18 protein-coding genes, 1 tRNA gene and 1 pseudogene are annotated in these 23,071 nt (G+C 63.1%); 7 read left to right on the forward strand and 13 right to left on the reverse strand.

Features of this window, described 5'->3' with window-relative positions; genetic code table 11:
- Positions 1-128: 128 nt before the first annotated feature.
- On the reverse strand, positions 129-2,381 hold the full coding sequence (gene parC, locus X743_RS139740) for a DNA topoisomerase IV subunit A (RefSeq protein WP_023769040.1): 2,253 nt from the start codon (positions 2,379-2,381) through the stop codon (positions 129-131).
- A gap of 338 nt (positions 2,382-2,719) precedes the next feature.
- Here parC and X743_RS1000000174190 point away from each other — a divergent pair.
- Positions 2,720-3,986 (forward strand): annotated as a pseudogene (locus X743_RS1000000174190) (hypothetical protein).
- A 234-nt stretch (positions 3,987-4,220) separates the two neighbouring features.
- Here X743_RS1000000174190 and aspS read toward each other — a convergent pair.
- Positions 4,221-6,014 carry an aspartate--tRNA ligase gene (gene aspS, locus X743_RS139735; protein WP_084555666.1) on the reverse strand — a complete coding sequence of 598 codons (1,794 nt, stop codon included), beginning with the start codon at positions 6,012-6,014 and terminating at the stop codon, positions 4,221-4,223.
- Positions 6,015-6,217: 203 nt separating this feature from the next.
- Positions 6,218-6,976, reverse strand: coding sequence for a DeoR/GlpR family DNA-binding transcription regulator (locus X743_RS139730; RefSeq protein WP_023769042.1), 759 nt, complete (start codon positions 6,974-6,976; stop codon positions 6,218-6,220).
- A 118-nt stretch (positions 6,977-7,094) separates the two neighbouring features.
- On the opposite strand from X743_RS139730, the gene X743_RS139725 reads away from it, so the two are divergent.
- The 3 genes from X743_RS139725 (at position 7,095) to rnd (ending at position 10,926) form a co-directional block, all read left to right on the forward strand.
- The gene (locus X743_RS139725) at positions 7,095-8,327 is read left to right on the forward strand and encodes an MFS transporter (RefSeq protein ID WP_023769043.1); all 1,233 of its coding nucleotides are present in this window, start codon (positions 7,095-7,097) and stop codon (positions 8,325-8,327) included.
- A gap of 127 nt (positions 8,328-8,454) precedes the next feature.
- Positions 8,455-9,699, forward strand: coding sequence for an MFS transporter (locus tag X743_RS139720; protein ID WP_023769044.1), 1,245 nt, complete (start codon positions 8,455-8,457; stop codon positions 9,697-9,699).
- Between the two features lie 75 nt (positions 9,700-9,774).
- Positions 9,775-10,926, forward strand: a complete 1,152-nt coding sequence (gene rnd / locus X743_RS0137455; RefSeq protein ID WP_031258726.1) for a ribonuclease D — start codon at positions 9,775-9,777, stop codon at positions 10,924-10,926.
- A 64-nt stretch (positions 10,927-10,990) separates the two neighbouring features.
- Here the strand turns inward: rnd and X743_RS139715 are convergent, their stop codons facing one another.
- The 7 genes from X743_RS139715 to X743_RS139685 all read right to left on the reverse strand — a co-directional run bounded on the left by X743_RS139715 (position 10,991) and on the right by X743_RS139685 (position 17,415).
- Complete coding sequence (locus tag X743_RS139715; RefSeq protein WP_023769045.1) at positions 10,991-11,410, reverse strand: MAPEG family protein; 420 nt, start codon at positions 11,408-11,410, stop codon at positions 10,991-10,993.
- 43 nt (positions 11,411-11,453) lie between these two features.
- Positions 11,454-12,077 carry a hypothetical protein gene (locus X743_RS139710; protein WP_084555667.1) on the reverse strand — a complete coding sequence of 208 codons (624 nt, stop codon included), beginning with the start codon at positions 12,075-12,077 and terminating at the stop codon, positions 11,454-11,456.
- Positions 12,028-13,530: an IMP dehydrogenase gene (guaB, locus tag X743_RS139705; protein ID WP_013896037.1), complete on the reverse strand. Its 1,503-nt coding sequence runs from the start codon at positions 13,528-13,530 to the stop codon at positions 12,028-12,030. The genes X743_RS139710 and guaB overlap by 50 nt, the downstream gene beginning before the upstream one ends.
- Positions 13,531-13,665: 135 nt before the next feature.
- Complete coding sequence (locus tag X743_RS139700; protein WP_023769046.1) at positions 13,666-14,121, reverse strand: PIN domain-containing protein; 456 nt, start codon at positions 14,119-14,121, stop codon at positions 13,666-13,668.
- Positions 14,118-14,363, reverse strand: coding sequence for a type II toxin-antitoxin system prevent-host-death family antitoxin (locus tag X743_RS139695; RefSeq protein ID WP_023769047.1), 246 nt, complete (start codon positions 14,361-14,363; stop codon positions 14,118-14,120). Before X743_RS139695 ends, X743_RS139700 begins: the two co-directional genes overlap by 4 nt.
- Before the next feature lie 666 nt (positions 14,364-15,029).
- On the reverse strand, positions 15,030-15,827 hold the full coding sequence (locus X743_RS139690; protein WP_023769048.1) for an RlmE family RNA methyltransferase: 798 nt from the start codon (positions 15,825-15,827) through the stop codon (positions 15,030-15,032).
- 223 nt (positions 15,828-16,050) lie between these two features.
- A complete protein-coding gene (locus X743_RS139685; protein WP_023769050.1) occupies positions 16,051-17,415 on the reverse strand; it encodes a Ppx/GppA phosphatase family protein in 1,365 nt (454 codons plus the stop codon).
- A gap of 276 nt (positions 17,416-17,691) precedes the next feature.
- On the opposite strand from X743_RS139685, the gene X743_RS139680 reads away from it, so the two are divergent.
- Both X743_RS139680 and X743_RS139675 read left to right on the forward strand, forming a co-directional pair.
- A complete protein-coding gene (locus X743_RS139680; protein WP_023769051.1) occupies positions 17,692-18,624 on the forward strand; it encodes a lysylphosphatidylglycerol synthase domain-containing protein in 933 nt (310 codons plus the stop codon).
- Positions 18,625-18,811: 187 nt separating this feature from the next.
- Positions 18,812-18,885, forward strand: a tRNA-Gln gene (locus tag X743_RS139675).
- On the opposite strand, the gene X743_RS1000000171570 is transcribed toward X743_RS139675, so the two are convergent.
- Complete coding sequence (locus tag X743_RS1000000171570) at positions 18,853-20,442, reverse strand: recombinase family protein (RefSeq protein WP_084555668.1); 1,590 nt, start codon at positions 20,440-20,442, stop codon at positions 18,853-18,855. The genes X743_RS139675 and X743_RS1000000171570 overlap by 33 nt on opposite strands.
- A 386-nt stretch (positions 20,443-20,828) precedes the next feature.
- Entirely contained in the window at positions 20,829-21,419 is a 591-nt protein-coding gene (locus X743_RS1000000171575; RefSeq protein ID WP_084555669.1) for a hypothetical protein, read from the reverse strand.
- Positions 21,420-21,555: 136 nt separating this feature from the next.
- Here X743_RS1000000171575 and X743_RS1000000171580 point away from each other — a divergent pair, with 136 nt between their 5' ends.
- Positions 21,556-21,792, forward strand: coding sequence for a helix-turn-helix domain-containing protein (locus tag X743_RS1000000171580; RefSeq protein WP_198028518.1), 237 nt, complete (start codon positions 21,556-21,558; stop codon positions 21,790-21,792).
- Between the two features lie 286 nt (positions 21,793-22,078).
- Here the strand turns inward: X743_RS1000000171580 and X743_RS139660 are convergent, their stop codons facing one another.
- Positions 22,079-23,068, reverse strand: coding sequence for a zinc-binding dehydrogenase (locus tag X743_RS139660; protein ID WP_023769054.1), 990 nt, complete (start codon positions 23,066-23,068; stop codon positions 22,079-22,081).
- Between the last annotated feature and the right edge of the window lie 3 nt (positions 23,069-23,071).

Raw genomic sequence — 23,071 nt, forward strand, 5'->3', positions numbered from 1 at the left:
CAACCCTCAATGCCATGATCCGGGACGACAAACCTTGGGATCCGGCTTCGGTCTGAGGCACGGTTGCTCATCCGACCTCGCTTCGCGAGGCCACCTTCTCCCGCAAGGGGAGAAGGAAAAGGCGCTAGCTACCCAAACTTCCCCGTCCTCGGGAATCCCTTCGGCACCATCCGGCCGGCCGACGCGCGGGCGCCGATCCATTCGGCCAGTTCCTCGCGCGACCGGGTAAATGTGCGGTCGGCCGAATCCTGCCAGGACAGACCGGTCTCCAGCGTGAACGGCTTGAGGTCGAGCAGGCCGCCATCCTTGTATTTCTGCAGCCGCACGCCTTTACCGCGGCCCATTTCCGGGATGTCGGAAAGCGCGAACACCAGCATCTTGCGGTTCTCGCCGACGATGGCGAGATGATCGCCGGTGAGCGGGACGCAGCGCTTGGCTTCGTCCGGCGCCTTGACGTTCATCACCTGCTTGCCCTTGCGGGTGTTGGCGACGACCTCTTCTTCCGGCACGATGAAGCCGTTGGCGTCATGGGAGGCCAGCAACAGCTTGCGCTTGGGATCGTGGACGAAGGCGGTGACGATGTCCTGGTCATTGTCCATGTCGACGATGATGCGGATCGGTTCGCCATGGCCGCGCCCGCCCGGCAACCGGTCGGCGCCGATGGTGTAGAACTTGCCGCCGGTGGTGAACACCAACACCTTGTCGGTGGTCTGGGCGTGGAAGGCGAGCTTGAGGCCGTCGCCCTCCTTGAAGGTCAGCGTCGATAGATCGGCCAGATGGCCCTTCATCGCCCGCAGCCAGCCCTTTTCCGAAACCACCACGGTGACCGGCTCGCGCTCGATCATGGCATGGGCGATGTCGGTCAGGTCATGCTCGGGCGCATCGGCGAACTGGGTGCGGCGCTTGCCGAGTTCGGTCTCCGGGCCGAACTTGTCGCGGATGCTGGTGACTTCCCACTTGATCGTCGACCATTGCTTGGCGTCGGACGCCAGCAACGCCTCGATCTGTTTCTTCTCGGTGGTGAGGCCGTCGAATTCCTTGCGGATCTCGAACTCTTCCAGCTTGCGCAGGGCGCGCAGGCGCATATTGAGGATGGCTTCGGCCTGGGTGTCGGTGAGCGACCAGCGGGCCATCATCACCTGCTTGGGCTCATCCTCCTCGCGGATGATCTTGATCACCTCGTCGATGTTGAGATAGGCGATCAGATAGCCAGCGAGGATCTCCAGCCGTCTTTCGATCTCGCCAAGGCGATGCTTCGAGCGGCGGACGAGCACGTCGCGGCGGTGGTCGAGCCATTCCTGCAGCACGCCTTTCAGCGACAGCACGTTGGGCACCTTGCCGCGCGAAAGCACATTCATGTTGAGCGGGAAACGGCTTTCGAGCTCGGTGAGCTTGAACAGCGATTCCATCAGGATGCCGGGATCGACCGAACGGCTCTTGGGCACCAGCACGACGCGGATGTCTTCCGCGCTTTCGTCCCTGATGTCCTCGAGCAGCGGCAGTTTGCGAGCCATCAGCAGCTCGGCGATCTTCTCGATCAGCCGCGCCTTCTGCACGCCATAAGGGATTTCGGTGACGACGATGCTCCAGGTGCCCCTGCCCTGGTCTTCCTGGCTCCATTTGGAGCGAACACGAAAGCCGCCGCGACCGGTCTCGTAGGCTTCGAGAATGGAGGCACGGCTGTCGACGATGATGCCGCCGGTCGGGAAATCCGGCCCCTGGACGAAATCCATCAGCTTCGCCACCGGCGCGTCCCGGTGCTCGATCAGGTGAAGTGCGGCGTCGCAAAGTTCGGCTGCGTTGTGCGGCGGGATCGACGTCGCCATGCCGACGGCAATGCCCGACGAGCCATTGGCCAGGAGGTTCGGGAAAGCGCCGGGCAGCACGACCGGCTCCTCGTCCTCTTCATTGTAGGTCGGCCGGTAGTCGACGGCGTCCTCGGTGATGCCGGCAAGCAGCTCGGTCGCGACGTCGGTCATGCGCGCTTCGGTGTAGCGCATGGCGGCGGCGTTATCGCCGTCGATGTTGCCGAAATTGCCCTGCCCGTCGACCAGCGGGTAGCGCATCGAAAAATCCTGCGCCAGCCGCACCAGCGCGTCATAGATCGACTGGTCGCCATGCGGGTGGAACTTGCCCATCACCTCGCCGACGATGCGGGCGCATTTGGCGAAGCCCTGGTCGGGGTTGAGCCGCAGCAGGCGCATGGCGTGCATGATGCGGCGATGGACCGGTTTCAGTCCGTCGCGCACGTCGGGCAGCGCCCGATGCATGATGGTCGACAGCGCATAGGCGAGATAGCGCTCTTCCAGCGCCTTCTTCAGATCGACCGGTTCGATATGATCGCCACCGCCATTGTCAGGCGGCAAAAGCCTTTTTCCCATGGGCTGGAACTAGCCGAGCGGGTGATTCGCGGCAAGTGGCGCGTGCCGGGCCAATCAACTTGCGTCCTTTGTGCAACATGAAGCCGAAAGGTCCGGCTTGCCGGCCAACATCAATCTGTTACACGCCGCATCTATTGCCAAGCGCGACGGCGCTGCGTGACCCGCTCTTCATGCCAAATTCACCGCTTTAGACAATGACGTTCGGATCGGGTTTGCCTTTCGCCGCGATTTTTGACCAATGTGCCGGGGATACGCCTTTTTCCCGTCCAGTTCGTCACGGAATGGTGATGGCGCAAAGAATTGAAAAACAATTTCAGAACACTCTCAGGGACCTTGTGATGACAATCAACCGCTCAATTCTCCGGAAATTCGCTCTTTCGACCTTCTTGCTCACGCTGCCACTGAACGCGGCCCTGGCACAGGACGCCGCGGTCGCCGACCGGCTGAAGGCGGCGCTTTCCGCGCAGGGAGTCGACATCTCCTGGACCGGCGTGACCGGCGACAACACCAGCATGGTGCTGCAGGGCGTCGCGATCAAACCGGCTGCGGAAAAGGAAGCCCTGCCGATCGGCGACGTCAAGCTCGAGGGCGTCACCGAAGCCAATGGCGGCTATGACATCGCCACCGTGTCGACGTCGGCCTTCGAACACAGCAAGGATGGCGTCACCCTCAATCTCAGCCCCTTCGTGATCCACGACATGACGGTTCCGGCCGATGGCTCCACCGGCCCGCTGGGCTCGCTGATGATGTACAAATCCGCCGAACTCGAAAACATGACCGTCAAGGTCGCCGACAAGACCGCCTTCTCGATGGACGGCCTTGCCATAGAGATCACGCCGCCGGCCGACGGCAAGGCGATGGAATTCACCGGCACCACGNTTCTCGATGGACGGCCTTGCCATAGAGATCACGCCGCCGGCCGACGGCAAGGCGATGGAATTCACCGGCACCACGGAAAAGTTCAATGCGGACCTGACGCTGGTCGACGATCCCAAGTCGAAGGAAGTCATCAACGCTCTCGGTTATCAGAATATCTCGGGCAACCTCGAAATGGCCGGCACCTGGCAGCCCTCGGATGGCAAGATCGAACTGTCGAAATATGACATTTCCGTCGAGAATGCCGGAACGCTCGGCATGACCTTCGACCTCGGTGGCTACACGATGGATTTCGTCAAGTCGCTGCAGGAGATGCAGAAAAAGATGGCCGCGCAGCCCGAAGGCGCCGACAATTCCGCGCAGGGCATGGCCATGCTCGGTCTTTTGCAGCAGCTTTCGTTCAACAGCGCCTCGATCCGCTTCGACGACGATTCGCTGACCAACAAGGTGCTGGAATATGTCGGCAAGCAGCAGGGCATGTCGGCCAAGGACATCGCCAACCAGGCCAAGGCAATCGTGCCGTTCGGCATGGCGCAGCTCAACAATCCGGAACTGACGGCGCAGGTGACGGCAGCCGTCGGCAAGTATCTCGACGACCCGAAGAGCCTCGAAATCTCGGCCGAGCCGCCGGCATCGGTGCCGTTCGCGCTGATCATGGCGGGCGCCATGTCCAACCCGCTCGACCTGCCGAAGACGCTGGGCGTCAGCGTCAAGGCGAACGAAGACTGATCGAAGTTAGCTCCCTTCTCCCCGTCACTATACGGGGAGAAGGTGCCGGCAGGCGGATGAGGGGCAGCGCCGACACCTGCAAATTGCAATTCAATGCCGAACCGATCGCCTGTCAGAAGGCGTCAGTTGCTACGGCCGTTCACCAATCCCCGGCATCCGCGCTGCCGCTCATTGTCCTGCCGGACATTTCTCCCCGTATAGAGACGGGGAGAAAGGGCAGTTGCAACGCTGCCGTCAGTCCTTCTTGGTCGGCGCGACGCGCAGCGCCAGTTCGCGAAGCTGCTGCGGACTCGCTTCCGAAGGCGCGTTCATCAGCAGGTCGTAGGCCTGCTGGTTCATCGGGAACATGGTGATCTCGCGCAGGTTCTTCGCTCCGACCAGCAGCATGACGACGCGGTCGACGCCGGCAGCCATGCCGCCATGCGGCGGCGCGCCGTACTGGAAGGCGCGGTAGAGGCCGCCAAAGCGCTCCTCGACCGTGGCACGGTCGAGCCCGACCGTCTCGAACGCCTTGACCATGGTTTCGGGCAGATGGTTGCGGATGCCGCCTGAGGCGATCTCGAAACCGTTGCAGACCATATCGTACTGGAACGCCTTGATGCCGAGCAGATCCTCGCCATTCAATGCATCGATGCCGCCCTGCGGCATCGAGAACGGATTGTGGGCGAAGTCGATCTTCTTCTCCTCCTCGTTCCATTCGAAGAACGGGAAGTCGACGATCCAGCACAGTTCGAAGCGCTCGCGATCGACGAGGTTCAGTTCCTCGCCGGCGCGGGTTCGCGCGGCGCCGGCGAAGGAGACGAATTTCTTCGGATCGCCGGCGACGAAGAAGGCGGCGTCGCCATCGGCAAGGCCGAGCTGTAGGCGGATCGCCTCGGTGCGTTCCTCGCCGATGTTCTTGGCGAGCGGACCGGCGCCTTCGAGCTTGTCGCCCTCCTTGCGCCAGAAGATGTAGCCCAGCCCCGGCTGGCCCTCGCCTTGCGCCCAGGAGTTCATGCGGTCGCAGAAGGCGCGGCTGCCGCCGGTCTTGGCCGGAATGCCCCAGACCTCGGCCTTCGGGTCGTTGGCCAGGATGTTGGCGAACACCTTGAAGCCCGAATCGCGAAAATGGTCGGAGACGGCCTGCATCTCGATCGGGTTGCGCAGGTCGGGCTTGTCGGAGCCGTATTTGCGCATGGCGACGTCATAGGGGATGCGCTGGAATGTCTGCGTCACCGGCTTGCCGTTGGCGAAGGTCTCGAAGACCCCGCGCATCACCGGCTCCATGGTCGACAGCACGTCGTCCTGCTCGACGAAGCTCATCTCGAGGTCGAGCTGGTAGAACTCGCCGGGCAGACGGTCGGCGCGCGGATCCTCGTCGCGGAAGCAGGGCGCGATCTGGAAATAGCGGTCGAAGCCCGACACCATGATCAGCTGCTTGTACTGCTGCGGCGCCTGCGGCAACGCATAGAAGGTGCCGGGATGGATGCGCGACGGCACCAGGAAGTCGCGCGCGCCTTCCGGCGAGGACGCGGTCAGGATCGGCGTCGAGAATTCGGTGAAGCCGACATCGGTCATGCGCTTGCGCATCTCGGCGATGATTTTCGTGCGCGCCATGATGTTCTTGTGCAGCGTGTCGCGGCGCAGGTCGAGGAAGCGATACTTCAGCCTGATGTCCTCGGGATAGTCCGGCTCACCGAACACTGGCAGCGGCAGTTCCTTGGCCGCCGACAGCACCTCGATCTCGCGGGCGAAAATCTCGATCTCGCCAGTCGGCAGGTTGGCGTTCGTGGTTTCGGGCAAGCGTGCCTTGACCTCGCCGTCAACGCGGATCACCCATTCGCCGCGCACGGTCTCGGCAACTTTGAAGGCCGGCGAATCCGGGTCGGCGACGATCTGGGTCAGGCCGTAATGGTCGCGCAGATCGATGAACAGCAGGCCGCCATGGTCGCGCACACGATGCACCCAGCCCGACAGGCGAACGGAAGAGCCGACGTCGCTCTTTCTCAACTGGGCACAGGTGTGGCTGCGGTAACGGTGCATGGTCATTGGTAAAGTCCGGGGTGCTGGGTTGCAGGCCGAAGCATCAAGCCCGGCCTCAAAATTTGCGCGAAAAGCGCATGGGAGGCCGGATTTGTCAAGGCAAGCGAGCGCAGCTGCCTGTTTCGACATCCCTTGTCGAAGCCCGGGTCGAAGCCCGGGCGAAAACTCGAAATCAGGGCACCCCGTTGGCGGATGCGCGGGCGACGGTTTCAGGCCAAGTGGATTTCAACGCCCTGACGTTCGAATTCCGCAAGGATACTGGCCGGCGCGGTCTTGTCGACGACCAGATGGCGGATCGCTTCGGGGCCGGCGACACGATAGGGCGATGCGGTGGCCAGCTTGTCGTTGGTAGCGGCGATGACGATGCCGCCGCTGTTCCTGGCCATGGCCCGCTTCACCTCGGCTTCCGCCGAATCGAAAGCGGTCACGCCTCTTGTGGCATCGAGACCGCAGGAGCCGAGGAAGAACAGATCAGCGCCAAGCTGCGCGACGGCGGCCAGCGTGTCGCCTCCGGCGCAGGTTCCGAGCTCACGGTCGAACCTTCCGCCCAGCACGATCAATTCGACCAGAGCGTGATCGGACAGGGCCGAGGCGACGCCGAGCGAATTGGTGGCTATGGTGAGTTCGAGGTCGCGCGGAATGGCCTTGGCGATCGCGGCATTGGTGGTTCCGCCATCGATGAACAGGCTCTGCCCGCTGGAGAGCAGAGCCACCGCCGCGCGCGCCAGCCGCATCTTCTCCTCGACGGCATGGCTGCCGCGCAGGCTGATCGACGCCGTGGCGAAAGGTGCGGGCGCGACCGCGCCGCCATAGACGCGGCGGCATTGCCCGGCCTTCGCCAGTTCCCTGAGGTCACGCCGGACCGTATCCTCCGATACACCGAAGCGGGTCGCCAGTTCGCCAGCCAACACCCGGCCCTCCGACGCAAGCCGGTCGCGAATGAGTTGGTGCCGTTCATCGGTCAGCATTGCACATTCCTATATTTTTGTGCACGTTCTTGCATGTTCTGCATGGTTATGCAAGAAGTCGGCGCATCGGGCAGTCGAGCAGACCAGCCGCGGCTCCTCTTTCCTTGAAGGCATAGCGATGACCCTTGGCCTCAGCCTCTCCCCTCAACACCGGGTCTATGCTGGGTTTGCGATCTATTCTTTTGCCATGGGCAACATCTTTCCGCGGCTGCCCGACATCAAGCACGCCATGGGTATCGAGGACGGCACGCTCGGCCTCAGCCTGATCGGAACGCCGATCGGCACCTTGACGGCGCTGACCCTTGCGACGCCGCTGCTCGAGCGCGTCGGCTTCCGCCGCGCCCTGCTTGCCTTGATCCCGCTGGTGGCGCTTGCCTATGCCATCGCCGTACATGCGCCGGGTCCGCTGGCGCTGTTCCTGATGCTCTTCCCGGTCGGCCTGATGATCGGCAGCGTCGAGATCATGCTCAATGTCGAAGCCGACAGGACGGAATTCCTGCTGAAACGCCGGATCATGAACAGGGCGCATTCGTTCTGGAGCATGGGCTTCTTCGGCGCCGGCCTATTTGGTGCAGCACTTGGGCATCTCGGTGTGTCGCCACAACTGCACCTGGCTATTGTCGTCCCCATGGTCGCGATATCCATGGCGCTGTTTCTCGGCGGCTACCAGCCGGCACCGGCCCGTTTCGCCAGCACCGGCGACAAGGCGCCCACCTTCGCGCGGCCAACGCTGCCGATTCTCGTCCTGGTGGCGGTGACGCTTTCGGCGATGCTGATGGAGGGCGCCAGCATCGACTGGTCGGCGATCTATATGCGTACGGTGTTCGAAGCCGGCCCGTTCGTTGCCGGTTTCACCGTGGCGCTGTTTGCGTTTTCGCAGGCGACCACGCGCTTCTTCGCCGACAGCTTCGTCGATCGGCACTCGCCAAGCGGCGTGGCGCGGGTGCTGCTGGCCTGCATGGCGGCGGGCGTCTTCATCGTTTTCCTGTCGCCTTCGCCGCTGTTGTCCATGCTAGGTTTTGCTCTTCTGGGCATCGGTACCAGCGCCCTCTTCCCGCTGGCGATCTCGGCGGCCGCGCAGCGGACGGACCGGCCGGCGGCAATCAATGTCGCGGCGCTGTCGCAGATCTCCTTCGTGGCCTTCCTGCTCGGGCCGCCGCTGCTCGGCTTCGTCTCGGACCATTGGGGCATCCGCTCCGCCTTCGGCATCGGCATTCCGTTCATTGCGCTCAGCCTGCTGACCGCAGGCGCGCTTGGCCGACGGGCGCCTTCGGAGAAGGCCGCTACGCCATCAAACGAAGCACCTGACCTGGCGCGGCGGAAAATACCGGTGCGGACGGGCGAGGCATGAACGGCTCTCCGGCACGGCCGACGGCGACCTGAGGAGCACGCGCCCTGTCGGCGATCTGGAATTGCCGCTGGCATTGACCAGGGCAATGGTTCAAGAAGGGATCACCGATACGTGATCGTCCTTTTGCATGTCTTCCATCCGCCCCTTGATCCCGCTTCTTCTCGCCGCAGGCATCCTGCTCGGCGGCAATGGCCTGCAGAGCACGCTGATTGCGCTGCGCGGTGCGCAGGAAGGGTTTTCCGCCTCCGACATCGGCCTGATGGGCACCTTCTATTTCGCCGGCTTCCTGCTCGGCTGCCTGGCCATCACCCGCATCATGAAGGCGGTCGGTCATATCAGGGCGTTTTCGGCGCTGGCGGCGATCGCCTCGGTCGGCACCTTGCTGCTGGTGCTGGTCCTCGATCCGGTGATGTGGTGCGCGGTGCGCTTTGCCGGCGGCTTCTGCTTCGCCGGGCTGTTCACGATCGTGGAAAGCTGGCTCAATTCCGGCGTCAGCAACCACGACCGCGCCCGCGTACTGGCGATCTACCGGATGGTCGATACCGGTTCGGTGACCGGCGCCCAGTTCCTGATCCCGGTCTTCGGCGCCGGCGGCTTCACCATCTTCACCATCATGTCGATCATGATCACGTTGTCGCTGGTGCCGGTTTCCCTCGGCGACCGATCCAATCCGACGCCACCGGAGGAGGTCAAGCTCGACCTGGCGCGCGTCTGGCGGATTTCACCGCTGGGCTGCTTCGGCTGCATCGCCGTCGGCGTCACCAACAGCGCGTTTCGGACACTCTCACCTGTTTATGCCGAGCAGATCGGCATGTCGGTCGCCGACGTCGTCACCTTCGTCAGCGTCGGCATCTTCGGCGGCGCCATCATCCAGTATCCGCTGGGCTATCTCTCCGACCGCTGGGACCGACGCCGGGTGCTGTTGATGACCACCTGCTGCGCGATGCTCTCGGCCCTGGCGCTGGTGTTCATCGCCGGCAGCAACCCCGCGCTCAACTTCGTCATCATCTTCATCTTCGGCTGTTTCGCCATGCCGCTCTATTCGCTGTCGGCGGCGCATTCCAACGACCGCGCCGACACTGGCGAGTTCGTGCTGATCAATGCGGCGCTGATGCTGTTCTACTCCTTCGGCGCCATCGGCGGCCCTTTCGCCGCTTCCACCGCTATGCAGTATTTCGGGCCGAGCGCGCTGTTCGTGTTCAGCGCCATGGTCTACGCGATCTTCATCGCCGTCATCCTCTACCGCATGCAGGCCCGGTCCGGCGTGCCGGCGGGCAAGCGCAGCCGTTTCACCGCATTGTTGCGCACTTCCACCGTTTTCGCACGGCTGGCCAGAAGAAACGGCGATCCGGACGGTCCGGAAAGGCCGTGACGAGGGTGCCACGGCTTGACGAAAGCCTTCCCGGCTGAAATCTAGGAAGACCCTACTCCTGCCAAAAGCGATTTGATGCACGTCATCACCACCCAGAAAGAACTCGAGACCGCTCTCGCCGCTTTCGAAAAGTCGGATTTCGTCACCGTAGACACCGAATTCATTCGCGAGACGACCTTCTGGCCAATCCTGTGCCTGATCCAGATGGCCGCGCCCGGCGTGACGGCGCTGATCGATCCCTTGTCATCGGACATCGACCTGAGGCCGTTCTTCAAGCTGATGGCCAACGAGGCGGTGGTCAAGGTCTTCCACGCCGCCAGGCAGGACATCGAAATCATCGTCCATCTCGGCGACCTGGTTCCGCATCCCGTCTTCGATACACAGGTCGCGGCGATGGTCTGCGGCTTCGGCGACAGCGTTTCCTATGATCAGCTGGTGCAGCGCATCACCGGCGCGCGGCTCGATAAGTCGTCGCGCTTCACCGACTGGCGCCACCGGCCGCTTTCCGACAAGCAGCTCGATTACGCGCTGGCCGACGTCACCCATCTGATCGAGGTCTATCAGCACCTCAACGCCGAACTGGCGCGGGAAAACCGCGCCCACTGGTTGAACGAGGAAATGGACGTGCTGACCTCGCGCGAGACCTACGATCCACATCCCGAGGACGCCTGGAAGCGGCTGAAGATGCGGCTGCGCAAGCCGCAGGAACTGGCGATCGTGCAGGCCGTGGCGGCATGGCGCGAGCGCGAGGCGCGCGAGCGCGACGTGCCGCGCGGCCGGGTGCTCAAGGACGACGCGATCTACGAGGTGGCGCAGCAGGCGCCGCGCGATGCTGCGGCCCTTGCCAAGCTGCGCACGACGCCGAAGGGCTGGGAGCGGTCCTCGACGGCGACGGCGCTGCTCGGCGCCGTCAACACGGCACTGGCCTTGCCCAAGGAGCAGATGCCGAAGCTGCCGAAGAGTTTCCAGCCGCCCGAGGGCTCGAGCGCTGCCGCGGAACTGTTGAAAGTGCTGCTCAGGATCATCGCCGAACAGCAGGGCGTGGCCTCGAAAGTGCTGGCCTCCAGCGACGATATCGACCGCATCGCGGCCGAAGGCGAGGAGGCCGACGTGCCGGCCCTGCAAGGTTGGCGGCGCGCCGTGTTCGGCGAAGCGGCGCTGAAGCTGGTGCGCGGCGAGATCGGCATCAAGTTCGACAAGCGTAAGATCGCGGTCTACGATTTGTAGGAATAACGTACCCCCGCCCCGCTTTGCGGAGCGACCCTTCCCACAAGGGGGAGGGTCAGACTGTTCAAACCACCCCAAGCAGGTGGAGCGCGAACCAGATCCAGCCCAGCAGGATAACCACTGCACCTATAACGAAAGAGCGGTTGCGCAGCAGCAGGTTGTTGCTGGTCAGATGAACCCAGGCGTGGACATAGCGCGAGGCGACGAAGATCCACATCAGCGCGAGCGTCAGATGGTTGACGCCGTTGGTGGCATGCAGCGTCAGGCACAGCACGTAGAACAGCACCGGCAGTTCGAACTGGTTGCTGAGATTGGCGGCGACCGTGGCGCTGGACGCCGGCTCGGTCGAGCGTATCTTGTATTGACCGACCTTGGCCTCGCCTGACTTGACCGCGCCATATCTGCGGCGGCCGAGGACACAGTAGACGATGTAGATCAGCAGCACATGCGCCAGGACAGGCCAGAAGATCGCCGTCTGATTCATGACATGCCCCCTGCTCGGTAAATGCGCGCTCTTCGGTCCGGCATCAAGCCTGATGTTTCTGGCTCGCCAGCCAGAAAGCGGCAATGACGATCACCGGGATGGCGAGAAGCGCGAATTTGGTGACGATCAGAGCCGAGGCGAAAGACAGCGAATCCGGGTTGGCCGACAGGAAATCGGACAGGAGACGCGCCACGGCGATATTCTGGGCATAGTCGGCAAGCGTATAGGGCAGCACCAGGACCAGCGCGAAGATCGACTGCACCTGCGGCGGCAGCACGCGGAAATTCTTCAGGCGCCGGCCGATGGCCAGGATCAGGCTGACCAGGGTCAGCGACAGCAGCGCCGGAAACAGCAGATCGAAGGTCAGATAGTGCCAGACGAGAATGATCTCGCCGCCGCGCCGGCCGAGCGCCGTCAGCCAGGCCATGCCTTCGTCGGGCGTGAAGCCGAAAAAGCGCATGTCGAGCGAAGGCAAACCGCCGCTCAACTGACGGAAATAGAAGAATTCCAGCCCCGTCATGGCGATAAAAACCGCGCCCGACAGGAAACAGAGTGCCGCGGCATGACGCGACAGCCGCAGGACCGCCACCGTCAAGCTGCGCCAGGCTCCGGAAGAGTCAGACTCCTCCGGGATAGTTCGGGCTTTCGCGGGTAATCGTGACGTCATGGGCGTGGCTTTCACGAAGTCCGGCGTTGGATATGCGCACAAAGGTGGCGCGGTCGCGGAAATCGGCAAGGTCGCGGCCGCCTACATAACCCATAGCGGCTTTCAGCCCGCCTGCAAGCTGGTGCAGGACGCCAGACACAGGTCCTTTGTAGGGAACCTGCCCTTCGATGCCTTCCGGCACCAGTTTCAGCGTGTCGCGCACCTCGGCCTGGAAGTAACGATCGGCCGATCCGCGCGCCATGGCGCCGACCGAACCCATGCCGCGATAGGCCTTGAAGGAACGGCCCTGGTGCAGATAGACCTCGCCCGGGCTCTCGTCCGTCCCGGCCAGCAGCGAGCCGATCATGGCGGCACTGGCGCCGGCGGCGAGCGCCTTGGCGAGATCGCCCGAATATTTGATGCCGCCATCGGCGATCACCGAAACGCCCGATTTATGCGCCGTCTCGACCGCCGACATGATGGCCGAGAGCTGCGGCACGCCGACGCCGGCCACGATACGGGTTGTGCAGATCGAGCCCGGGCCGATGCCGACCTTGACGGCGTCGGCGCCGGCATCGATCAGCGCCTGCGTGCCTTCCGCGGTGGCGACGTTGCCGGCCAGGATGCGCACCGAGTTGGAGAGCTTCTTCGCCCGCGTGACGGCGTCCAGCACGCGCTGCGAGTGGCCATGCGCGGTGTCGATCACCAGGAGGTCGACGCCGGCCTCGATGAGGCGCTCGGCGCGCTCGAAGCCATCGTCGCCGACGCTGGTGGCGGCGGCGGCGCGCAGGCGCCCCTGCGCATCCTTGGTGGCATGCGGGTTGAGCTGCGACTTCTCGATGTCCTTGACGGTGATCAGCCCGACGCAATTGCCCGACTTGTCGACGACGACGAGCTTTTCGATCCGGTGCTGGTGCAGAAGCCGCTTGGCCTCGTCCTGGTCGACATTCTCCTTGACCGTGATCAGGTTCTCACGGGTCATCAACTCGTAGACCTTCTGCGCCGGATCGGAAGCAAAGCGCACGTCGCGGTTGGTCAGTATGCCGACCAGCCGCCCCGTCTTGTGACCGCCGGTGCCGCCATTCTCGACCACCGGAATGCCCGAGATCGAATAGGTGCGCATCAGCGACAGCGCGTCGGCAAGCGTGGCGTCGGGGCCGATGGTGACCGGGTTGACCACCATGCCGGATTCGAATTTCTTCACCTGCCGCACCTGCTCGGCCTGCTCGGCCGGCGAGAAATTGCGATGGATGACGCCGATACCGCCGGCCTGGGCCATGGCGATGGCGAGACGCGCCTCGGTGACGGTGTCCATCGCGGCCGACAGGATCGGGACATTGAGGTCGATATCGCCGGCAATGCGGGTGCGGACATCGGTTTCGCCAGGCATGACCTCGGAATGACCCGGCTGCAGAAGCACGTCGTCAAAGGTCAGCGCCAGTGCGCCGGTGGACGTTTCGATGATTTTTGCCATGGCCAGTCCTTAGAATGCATGAAAGGCGCTGGACCGGAATGGACAGCGCCGACTCGTTATTCCCTTTCAGGATTGGCGCTGGCTGGTAACACGTCGCGACGCCGATGAAAAGCCGATCGTTGCGGCCCGACGCGTCTATTCGGCGGCCTCTCCCACGAGAGCATTCAGCAAGGCATGGCGCGGCGATGCGAAAGGATTGGCGACAGTTACCCCACCCCATGTGAAGCCGTCCTGCAGATCTTCCGAAAGCAGCAGCCGGCAACCGGCTTGCGAGGCGGCGGAGAGAATGACCGCATCCCAGATGCTGAAGCGATGGTCCGTCGCCAGATCAGCCGCCATCATCATCACGTCCTGCGTTGTCGCGGCAACCGCAAACGCATCGCGCCAGCTCAGAAGGGCATCCCGGGCCTCGACAGGCGGTCTTGCGGCCTTGCGGACGAGAACATTGTACAATTCACCAAGGACCTGAACGGGAATAATGGCGGCCTCTTGCGGGATCTTGCGCATCAACTCGAGAACGATGTCGCGCTTCTCGGCACCGTTGACCCCTTCCGCATAGGCAAGGACATTGGTGTCGAGCGCGACCTTCACCGCTCGTCCTCGTAAAGCTCGTCGCGGGTCCAGCGCCCGACATCGGCCACAGGCTGGCGTTCGAGGCGCGACAGCAGCGCCGCGCGCGAGCGGGAAACCACACCCTCTTGTTGATCCGCGGGCACGATCCGCGCCACGGGGCGTCCGTGACTGGTCACGACGTAGCTTTGTCCTTCGCGAACACCGCGCAGGATGAGCGAGAACTTGCGGTTGGCATCGGCTGCCGAAACGGCTTCTTCCATGATACGGCCTATATAGTAGTTATTATCACTACAATAAGGAGGCGCACCGTCTTCCGCAAGCTTCCTCGTTGCCGCCCACTGCCCTGGAACGCGGCCGCCAGTTTCGCGGGCATGCCAGGAGAGCCGTCGCCGTCTCAGCCCGGTCGCACAAAAGTGACAGCAAATTAACACGACATCGGTGTCCGGCCGTGATAACCGCCAGACGCCGGCAACGCCGTCTCCGGCCATGGCCGGCTGACCACGCCCAAGACGCTGGAACCGGCGAGATCGCCGGGGGAGTAGCTCCCTCTGCCTTCTCCCCTTGCGGGAGAAGGTGGATCGGCGCGATAGCGCCGAGACGGATGAGGGATGTTCCAGCGGAGTGAAGCGTTGGTGAGAGGCGCAGTCGTGGCTTTGCAAGCATATCGCCAAGCTGGACCACCCCTCATCCGACCTCGCTTCGCGAGGCCACCTTCTCCCGCAAGGGGAGAAGGAAAGACGCTACTCGGCGTCCCCCGGCCCTTCGCTATGGCTCCGGGCGCTCGAGTCCTTCGGAACGTCCACTGGACGTTCCGATCCGCCTGATGGCGGACCGGNCTTCGCTATGGCTCCGGGCGCTCGAGTCCTTCGGAACGTCCACTGGACGTTCCGATCCGCCTGATGGCGGACCGGCAGTTGGTGACCCGCTTAGGCCTTGGTGTCCCCCGGCCCTTCGCTATGGCTCCGGGCGCTCGAGTCCTTCGGAACGTCCACTGGACGTTCCGATCCGCCTGATGGCGGACCGGTCTCTCGCCCCTTGAAGTCCTTCGCCAGCAGATAGAGCTCCACCGACTCATCGCGCGAGGCGGGCGGCTTGACGTGGTGCACGGAGCGGAAGTTCTTCTTGAGCATGGAGAGCAGTTCGTTCTCCGCGCCGCCCTGAAACGTCTTGGCGAGGAAATGTCCGCCCGGCTTCAGCACCGACAGCGCGAAATCGGCGGCCACCTCGCACAGATGCATGGTGCGGATATGGTCGGTCCGCTTGTGGCCGGTGGTGGGTGCGGCCATGTCGGACAGCACGACATCGGGGTCACCACCCAGCGCCTCGGCCAGCTTCTGCGGGGCTGCCGGATCGAGAAAATCCATCAGCAGCACCGGCGCGCCGGGCACGGCATCCATCTCCAGATAGTCGATGCCGATGACATGCGGGTTTTCCGCCGTCGATTTCGTCCGCGCGGCCGCCACCTGGCACCAGCCGCCGGGCGCGGCGCCAAGGTCGATCACCTTCATGCCGGGCTTGAGCAAATGGTGTTTGTCGTCGATCTCGATCAGCTTGTAGGCCGCGCGCGAGCGGTAGCCGTCGGCCTTCGACCGCTGGACATAGGGATCGTTGATGTGGCGCTGCAGCCAGCGGCGCGACGATTCCTTCAAGCCGCTCTTCTTCTTGATTCGCGTCTTCAGCACGCGAATGCTGGCGGAGCCTGGTTTTTCCGGTTTCTTGGTCATTGGTTGATTTCTTGCTTGAGCATGTGCGTTTCGCGGAGGGCTTCCCCCACTCCGTCGCCGCTTCGCGGCGCCACCTCTCCCCCCTCCGGAGGGAGAGGAAAGGCGCCAGCCGGCGCACGCTCGCGCTCTTCCTCTCCCCCGTCGACCGGGGGAGAGGTGTCGAGCGAAGCTCGACGGAGTGGGGGTCGACTGCTCACCGCTGACGAGGTTCTTAGATTCGGGATCATGCCCTGCCCCGCCCATCGTTGCGCCAGACGCCGTCATCGGCCATCAGCTCGCTCAATATGCCCTCGCGCAGGCCGCGGTCGGCGACGCGCAGCCGCTCGGATGGCCACACCGCACGGATGGCTTCCAATATAGCACAGCCGGCCAGCACCAGATCGGCGCGATCGGCGCCGATGCACGGGTTGGCGCAGCGCTGCTGGAAATCCCAGCCGACCAGCTTCTCGACCATGCGGTCGACGCTGTCGCGGTCCATCCACAGCCCGTCGACACGGCGGCGGTCGTAGCGCTCGAGATCGAGGTGGACGCCGGCGAGCGTCGTCACCGTGCCGGATGTGCCGAGCAGATGGAAATTCGGGCTGGCCTTGAGATGGCTCAACCGGTCGCGGCCATCGAAAGCAGCCAGCCGGCCGGCGACGTCATCGACCATGGCGGTGAAAATCTCGCGCGTCACCGTGCGGCCGCCGAAACGTTCGGCCAGTGAGACGACGCCGACCGGCAGCGACGTCCAGGACACGATGTGGTTGGCGAGCCGCGGCGAACGGCGGCCGGTGAGATCGATCAACGCAATCTCCGAAGAGCCGCCGCCGATATCGAACAGGACGACGCCCTGCGTGTCGCGCTCGACCAGCGAGCCACAGCCGGAAACCGCCAGCCGTGCTTCAGTCTGGCGGTCGATGATCTCGAGCTTCAGGCCGGCCTCGCGCTCGACGCGTTCGAGGAATTCGACGCCGTTCTCGGCCGAGCGGCAGGCCTCGGTGGCGATCAGCCTGGCCTTCCTGATCTTGCGGCCGCGCAATTTGTCGCCGCAGACTTTCAGCGCCTCGACCGCCCTATCCATCGCCGGCTGGCCGAGCCGGCCATTGGCGGTCAGCCCCTCGCCCAGCCTGACGATGCGCGAAAAGGCATCGATGACGCGGAACTGGCCGTGACGCGTCGGCACCGCGACCAGCAGCCGACAATTGTTGGTGCCGAGGTCGAGGGCCGCGAAAACGGGAAGCTCGTGCACCGGAGGCCGACGGGTGCCCTGTTCGGGGCGTGGTGCTGGAACGACCGAGGCGATCGCCGCAGCCGCCGACGGAATAGGCGCCGCTGCCAGGACCGCGGCCGTTCCCGGCACCGGCGACCGATTGTCCTGCGGACGCGCTTCATCGCGCGCGAAAACCTTGCGCCCGCGCCTTCGCTTGCGCCGCTTCTTGGGCTTGCCCTTCTGGTTATGGGTCGCGTCGCCCGCCTGCCCGTCAGCGGAGCGAGGCTCCGCCGGGCGACCTTGCTGCCAACCGGCCGTCCCCGAGCCCGATGGCCCTGGGGAAGCGCTGGACGCGCCCACCTCCGGCGCGCCTGCGCCGGTGTCGCGGTCTTCCACTGTCGTTCCTTCCGGCGCCGCGCGAACCGGTGACGGACGCAGCAGGCGCTTTGGCATGTTTCAAGTTGCCGCCAGACTAACAGTGCCGCGCCCGATCACCAAGAGCCGGTTGCTGAATTTTGCCGGTTGGCTGCTCGGCCGCCTGCGCGACAAGTGTTCGCGGTTGAATAGCCGGCTTCGATGAGGCATTTCTGAAATGGACTGAGGTCACCGGGCAGCCGGCCTCCCACCATCAGGCGAAAAGGAAGCGGAAACGCAACGCATGGCAGTCAGGCAATGAACTGGAGACGCTATTTCTGGCCGGTCGTCGGCATCGCCGCGGTGATTTTCTCACTGCTGCTGCTCTGGCACGAACTGCGCGGCATTTCGCTCGACGATGTCTGGGAGGGTCTCACGGCCATCCCAACCCGCGGCTGGGCTCTGGCGGGGCTGAGTTCGGTCATCGCCTATGCCTCGCTCGCCGGCTACGACCACATCGCCCTGTTGCATATCGGCAAGAAGGTGTCGTGGCTGTTCGTGACGCTCTGTTCCTTCACCACCTACGCCCTGTCGCACAACATCGGCGGCTCGGTGTTCTCCGGCGCCGTCATCCGCTACCGCGCCTACGGCACCAGGGGCCTGAACGGCCAGGATGTCGGCGTGCTGGTGGCGATCTGCTGGATCACCTTCGTGTTGTCGACCATCCTCGTCTCCGGCCTCGTGCTGGTCTTCGAGCCGCAGGTTCTCGACCGGTTCTCCGGCATTGCCCATCACGGCCTGTCGGAAGCGGCGGGCATTGCCATGCTGATCCTCGTCGCCGCCTACATATTCGGCAGCTGGCTGCACCTGCGCCCGCTGAAGATCGCCAGCTTTCAGCTGCACTATCCGGCACTGCCGATTGTCGCCAGGCAATTGCTGGTCGGCCCGATCGAGCTCCTGGCGGCGACCGCGATCATCTTCTTTGCCTTGCCCGAGGCCCACAATCCCGGCTATTTCGTCGTGCTCGGCGTCTTCCTCGTCTCGTTCTCGATCGCCCAGATCTCGCACGCACCGGGCGGCCTCGGCGTGTTCGAGGTCGTGTTCCTGGCCGGGCTTTCGGACATGGACCCGGTCGGCGTGCTGGCGGCGTTGCTGGTGTTCCGGCTGTTTTATCTCATCATCCCGCTGATTCTCGGGCTTGGCGTCGTGCTGTTCTTCGAACGCTCGCAGTTCAGCCGGACGGAGAGCTGAGACGCGTTCGGCGGCCGTCTCCCCGTTCGCGGGGAGACGGCCGGCAGGCGGATGAGTGGCAGCGCAAACTTTGTGCGATTGGCCGATTTGAACCGCAGAGCAGGCTTGACTATTTTCCGCTGGCGGCTACAAGGCAGCGCTCAAGCGGCTCAGCCGTTCGGCCCGCGCGGTCCATGGCCGCGCCTGCTGGGGAATAGGTTAACGGTAGACCCACGGACTCTGACTCCGTTAGTCCTGGTTCGAATCCAGGTTCCCCAGCCAAACTGGACTCCCTGTCGATAAAGCTGCCTGCTGTGCACCCATTGCTGCGCCGGCCACGACCGTTTCCGCAAGTAGATCAAACGGTTGCCTAAAGACGGCGTGAACTTCGCCTTTGTCCCATTTGCAGTTCGACAGCACCAGATTCAGGAGTCGATTTTTCTCGTGCGCAGGCTGTTTCGCAAACAGTCGGCTGGCTTTGCGTGCTAGTTCCAACAGCCGGATGCCGTCCTCCATGTACGATTCCTCGGCGCTACCATGACGCTCTATCTCGCGAAGCAGCCGCGTTTGTTCGGTCCGCCACTGTGCTGACATCCGATCGTAGAAGTCGTTGTCGATGCGGCCGTCAAGCTTGTCGAGATACATGGCATGCAGCCGATCCTCGAGCCGCTTGTACTCGACCTGGCATCGATGGATCGCCTGTTCATGCTCGCGGCGCTCGTCGGCATGGCTGGCCAAGAGGGCTGCCTTTACCCATTCCAGTATCTCTTCATCGAAATGCAACCGGTCAAGCAGGTTGGCGAATTTCTGGTCGAGCACTTCCTCGCGGACGTATTTGCGGCGGCAATCACCGTATCCACCCCGACCTTTGTTGGCGTGCCCTGTGCAGTGATAGTAGATGTATTTTCCCTTCTTGATCTCCGCCACGACGGCGCAGCCGCATTCGGTGCAGGTCATCAGGCCGGTGAAGGCGAACTCGTTTCCTATCGGGTGGGTCGGCACCGAATTGCGGCCCGTCAGAACGCCCTGGACGCGCTCCCATAGTTCGATCGATACGAGAGGTTCGTGCTTGCCCTGGTGCAATTTGCCGTTCCACTGGAACAGTCCGGTATAGAGGCGGTTGCGCAGGATCATATGCACGGTGCTGACCGGAACCGGGTTACCGCTCTTGGGGTAGATCAGCCCATCGCCGTGGGCTGCCTTAGCCAAGGCGTTCAGCGAATACCGGCCGGTTGCGTAGCGCTCGAACAGCTGTGTGACGACTGGAGCCAGTTCAGGATGCGGCTCAATAACCTTTCTGCCATCCTTTCCCGTAGTGTTCACATAGCCCATCGGAGCCTTTGTCGGCCATATGCCCTGCTCCGCCTTCTCCATCTGCCCCTTGCGAGCTTCTTCCGACAGGTTGTCGATATAGTTCTTGGCCATCAAGACCTTGATGCCGTGCATGAACTTTTCAGACGAGCGCGAGTCTCGTGATAGCGTCACACCTTCTTTCGCAAGGTGGATTTCCACATCCAATTCATCGAGAGTCACCCAGTCCTTCAGGTTGCGATAAAGGCGGTCAGTCTTCTCGACGAGGACACTTCGAATGCCGGGATGCTTTCGCAGATACTTGACCATTTCGGTGAAGTTGGTCCGGCCAGAGGTCTTGGCCGTCTCGACGTCGATAAACTCCTGCACGATATCGAACCGCTGTTGCTGGGCGTAGTTGCGCAGGAGCTTGCATTGCGCCGGGATGGAAAAACCTTCCTTCTCCTGCTCCTTGGAGGAGACGCGCGCGTAAAGCAGCGCCTTTACAAGGCCTGCTTGCTCGGCGGTCCGGACATGTCGTTGGTTCATCTTGGGGGCCCTCGTTCATCGCTCGATCGCACCGAAGGCCTTTAGGTGAGCACGAAGCGTCAATTATTTGCCCCGGTCAATCCGTTCCCATTCGGCGAGGATGCGGAAGAATTCGCCGAGATTGTCAACGATTTCCCGGGCACTTTCCGCTGACAGGGGTCGTCCCATGCGAGCCTCGAACAAGCGGGCTGTTCGTTCCAGGAATGCTTCGTCGACGGCGCGATGGCATGAAAATAGATCGGTCTCGGCGTCGCGTCTAGCGCCGCGTTTTGCAGCACGCCGTGTCGCCTTCACCGTTTCTGTCCCGAGCATATCTCCATCGGGACGAGGATGGCCGAGATCGCCTCAGCGCCGAATGGCCGTTATGTGCGCTTGCGTATCCTTTTCTACTTTGTATCAATCCCAGCGGCCGGTTGCTGACCAAAATGGAGGTCAGCGGTGCGCTTTTCGAGACCGATCAAATCGGCCGCGATTGCTTGATATCGCCGACAGTCCGCCTGAACGATGGATCGATCAGGTCGCTCAAGCGGCACACTCCCGGTGATTTCCTTCAAGTCATGCAGGATCGACTCGATATGTGGCCAGGGAAAATCTGTTGGGTCGTCGATGTCGCGATCTGCGCCCACGATTATCTCCAGCTTGGCGACAACGCCGAGAAGTGAGTGTGCGGGCGTCCGCGGAACTCTATCCTGAATCTTCAAAGCCACTGTCGCAGCCTCGACTTCCGCTTGGCAGGCGATCGAGTAGCCAACCTTCGCATCTGTCGCCGCCGGACAGGCTGCGCCGAGAACGCGCGTTTCCAAACGTTGCTGAAGTCGGCAGAGGACCTGCGAAACATGCTGCGCGCGCAACCAGTCTCTTAGCAGCGCAAGCGCCGGATCTGCTTCGTCGGAACGAGCAGATCTTTTTGTAGCCTGCTCGCCGCCTCCCCCGAGCGTGACGGAAGACAAAGTCATGCTATTGTCGGAATCAGCCATGATCCGAGCTCCACAACAGCTTGCACGTGGCCAGGCCGGATCGGTGTTGCATCACCTATCCGGCCGCCCAATTGAAATCGAGACTACACAAAGTGCAGCATATGATCAATCGAAATCACCATATTATGGTGATTTTATGAACCCGGTGCAGTGTCGCATGGCACGAGCTGCATTGGGCTGGGGCGTTTTAGAGCTTGCTAAAGAGGCCGGAGTCTCAACTCAAACGGTTGTGCGATTCGAACGAGGCGAGGCGTTGAAACAGTCCACAATAGTTCAGCTTGAAGCAACGTTCGAAGCAGCCGGAATAGAGTTCATTGCAGAGAATGGCGGTGGCCCTGGTGTGCGCTTGTCACGCGGTAATGCAAACACCTAGCCGAGGGCGGCACCTGCGGGCTACACTAGGGATTATCTGTTTCCGATCAATGTCAGCAACGCGCCTCATGTCGGCCATTCGACTTCCGTCTTGATGTTCCCAAAACCAGCCGTTCTCGAAGCGCGGACCGCCGGCTGAAATGGCCGCGACGGTGTGGCGGATTGACGGGGCGATTTTTGGATACCAAAGCGCGACCACGGCTCAGCGAGAGGCTCAGGCGTCAAGATGGACGCTGTCGCGCGCCAAAGCTAACCTGCGAGATAGTCGCCTCGCGGATCGGCAGCTTTCAAGAAACCAGCAGGATCCGCCCCTTGATCCCCCTCTGTTCGAGGGCGGCATGGGCACGGGCAGCATCAGATAGTGGCATCGTTGTCCACTGGGGCGTCTGCATAGCGCATTGGGCAGCGAGGCGTGCCAGCGTTGCGACGGCAACTTCAAGTGCCGTCCCGTCAAGGCTCTCGGATGAATAGCCGGTCAGCGATACCGGTCGGATCAGGTTCCAGAGATCGAACCGGACATCACTACCCCCTACCGCACCAACAAGGGACATCGTCCCGCCAGGTTTCAGGGCGGAGACCGATGTTTCAAACACGGCTGCGCCCACCGTATCGAAAACGCCGTCGAGGCTTTGCGGCTCGACCAGAGACAGTTCACCGGCCTTTGAAGCCAAGACCCGTTCGGCTCCCAACGCGCGAACGTAATCGGCCTGCTCCGGCCGCGAGACGAGGCCCAGCACATGTGCGCCGAGCGCACTGGCAAGCGAAACCGCCGCCGAGCCCACGCCGCCGGCCGCGCCGGTGACCATGACGTGCCGTCCATCGAGCGGTCCGAGGCGTTGCAAGCCCTCGTGGGCGGTGACGCCGGCTAGCCCAATCGCCGCAATAGCCAGCGGATCCGTGCCGGCGGGTAGTTGAGCTGCCGCACTGGCATCGACCGTCACGAACTCGGCATAACCCCCTGGCCGATCTGCCCGGACCCCGCCGAGGCCCTGCATCATCGTGATGACCTGCTGGCCAACAAGTGCACGACCCGCGGAAGACCCCGCCTCAACCACCTCGCCGACGACTTCCACGCCAGGCACGTATGGAAAAGGCTCTGGCTTGCGGATAGGCCAATTGCCGGCCCTTATCTCAAGGTCGGTGTGATTGACCGCGGCGGCGCTGGTCCTGATCCTGATCTCCGAGGCGCGTAGCGAAAGGACCGGAACGGTCCTCCACTCAAGGACCTCCGGACCGCCGTAGCGGCTGATGACGATGGATCGCATTTCGCTTTGCATGAC

The sequence above is a fragment of the Mesorhizobium sp. LNHC232B00 genome, assembly GCF_000502435.1.
Classification (GTDB): domain Bacteria; phylum Pseudomonadota; class Alphaproteobacteria; order Rhizobiales; family Rhizobiaceae; genus Mesorhizobium; species Mesorhizobium opportunistum.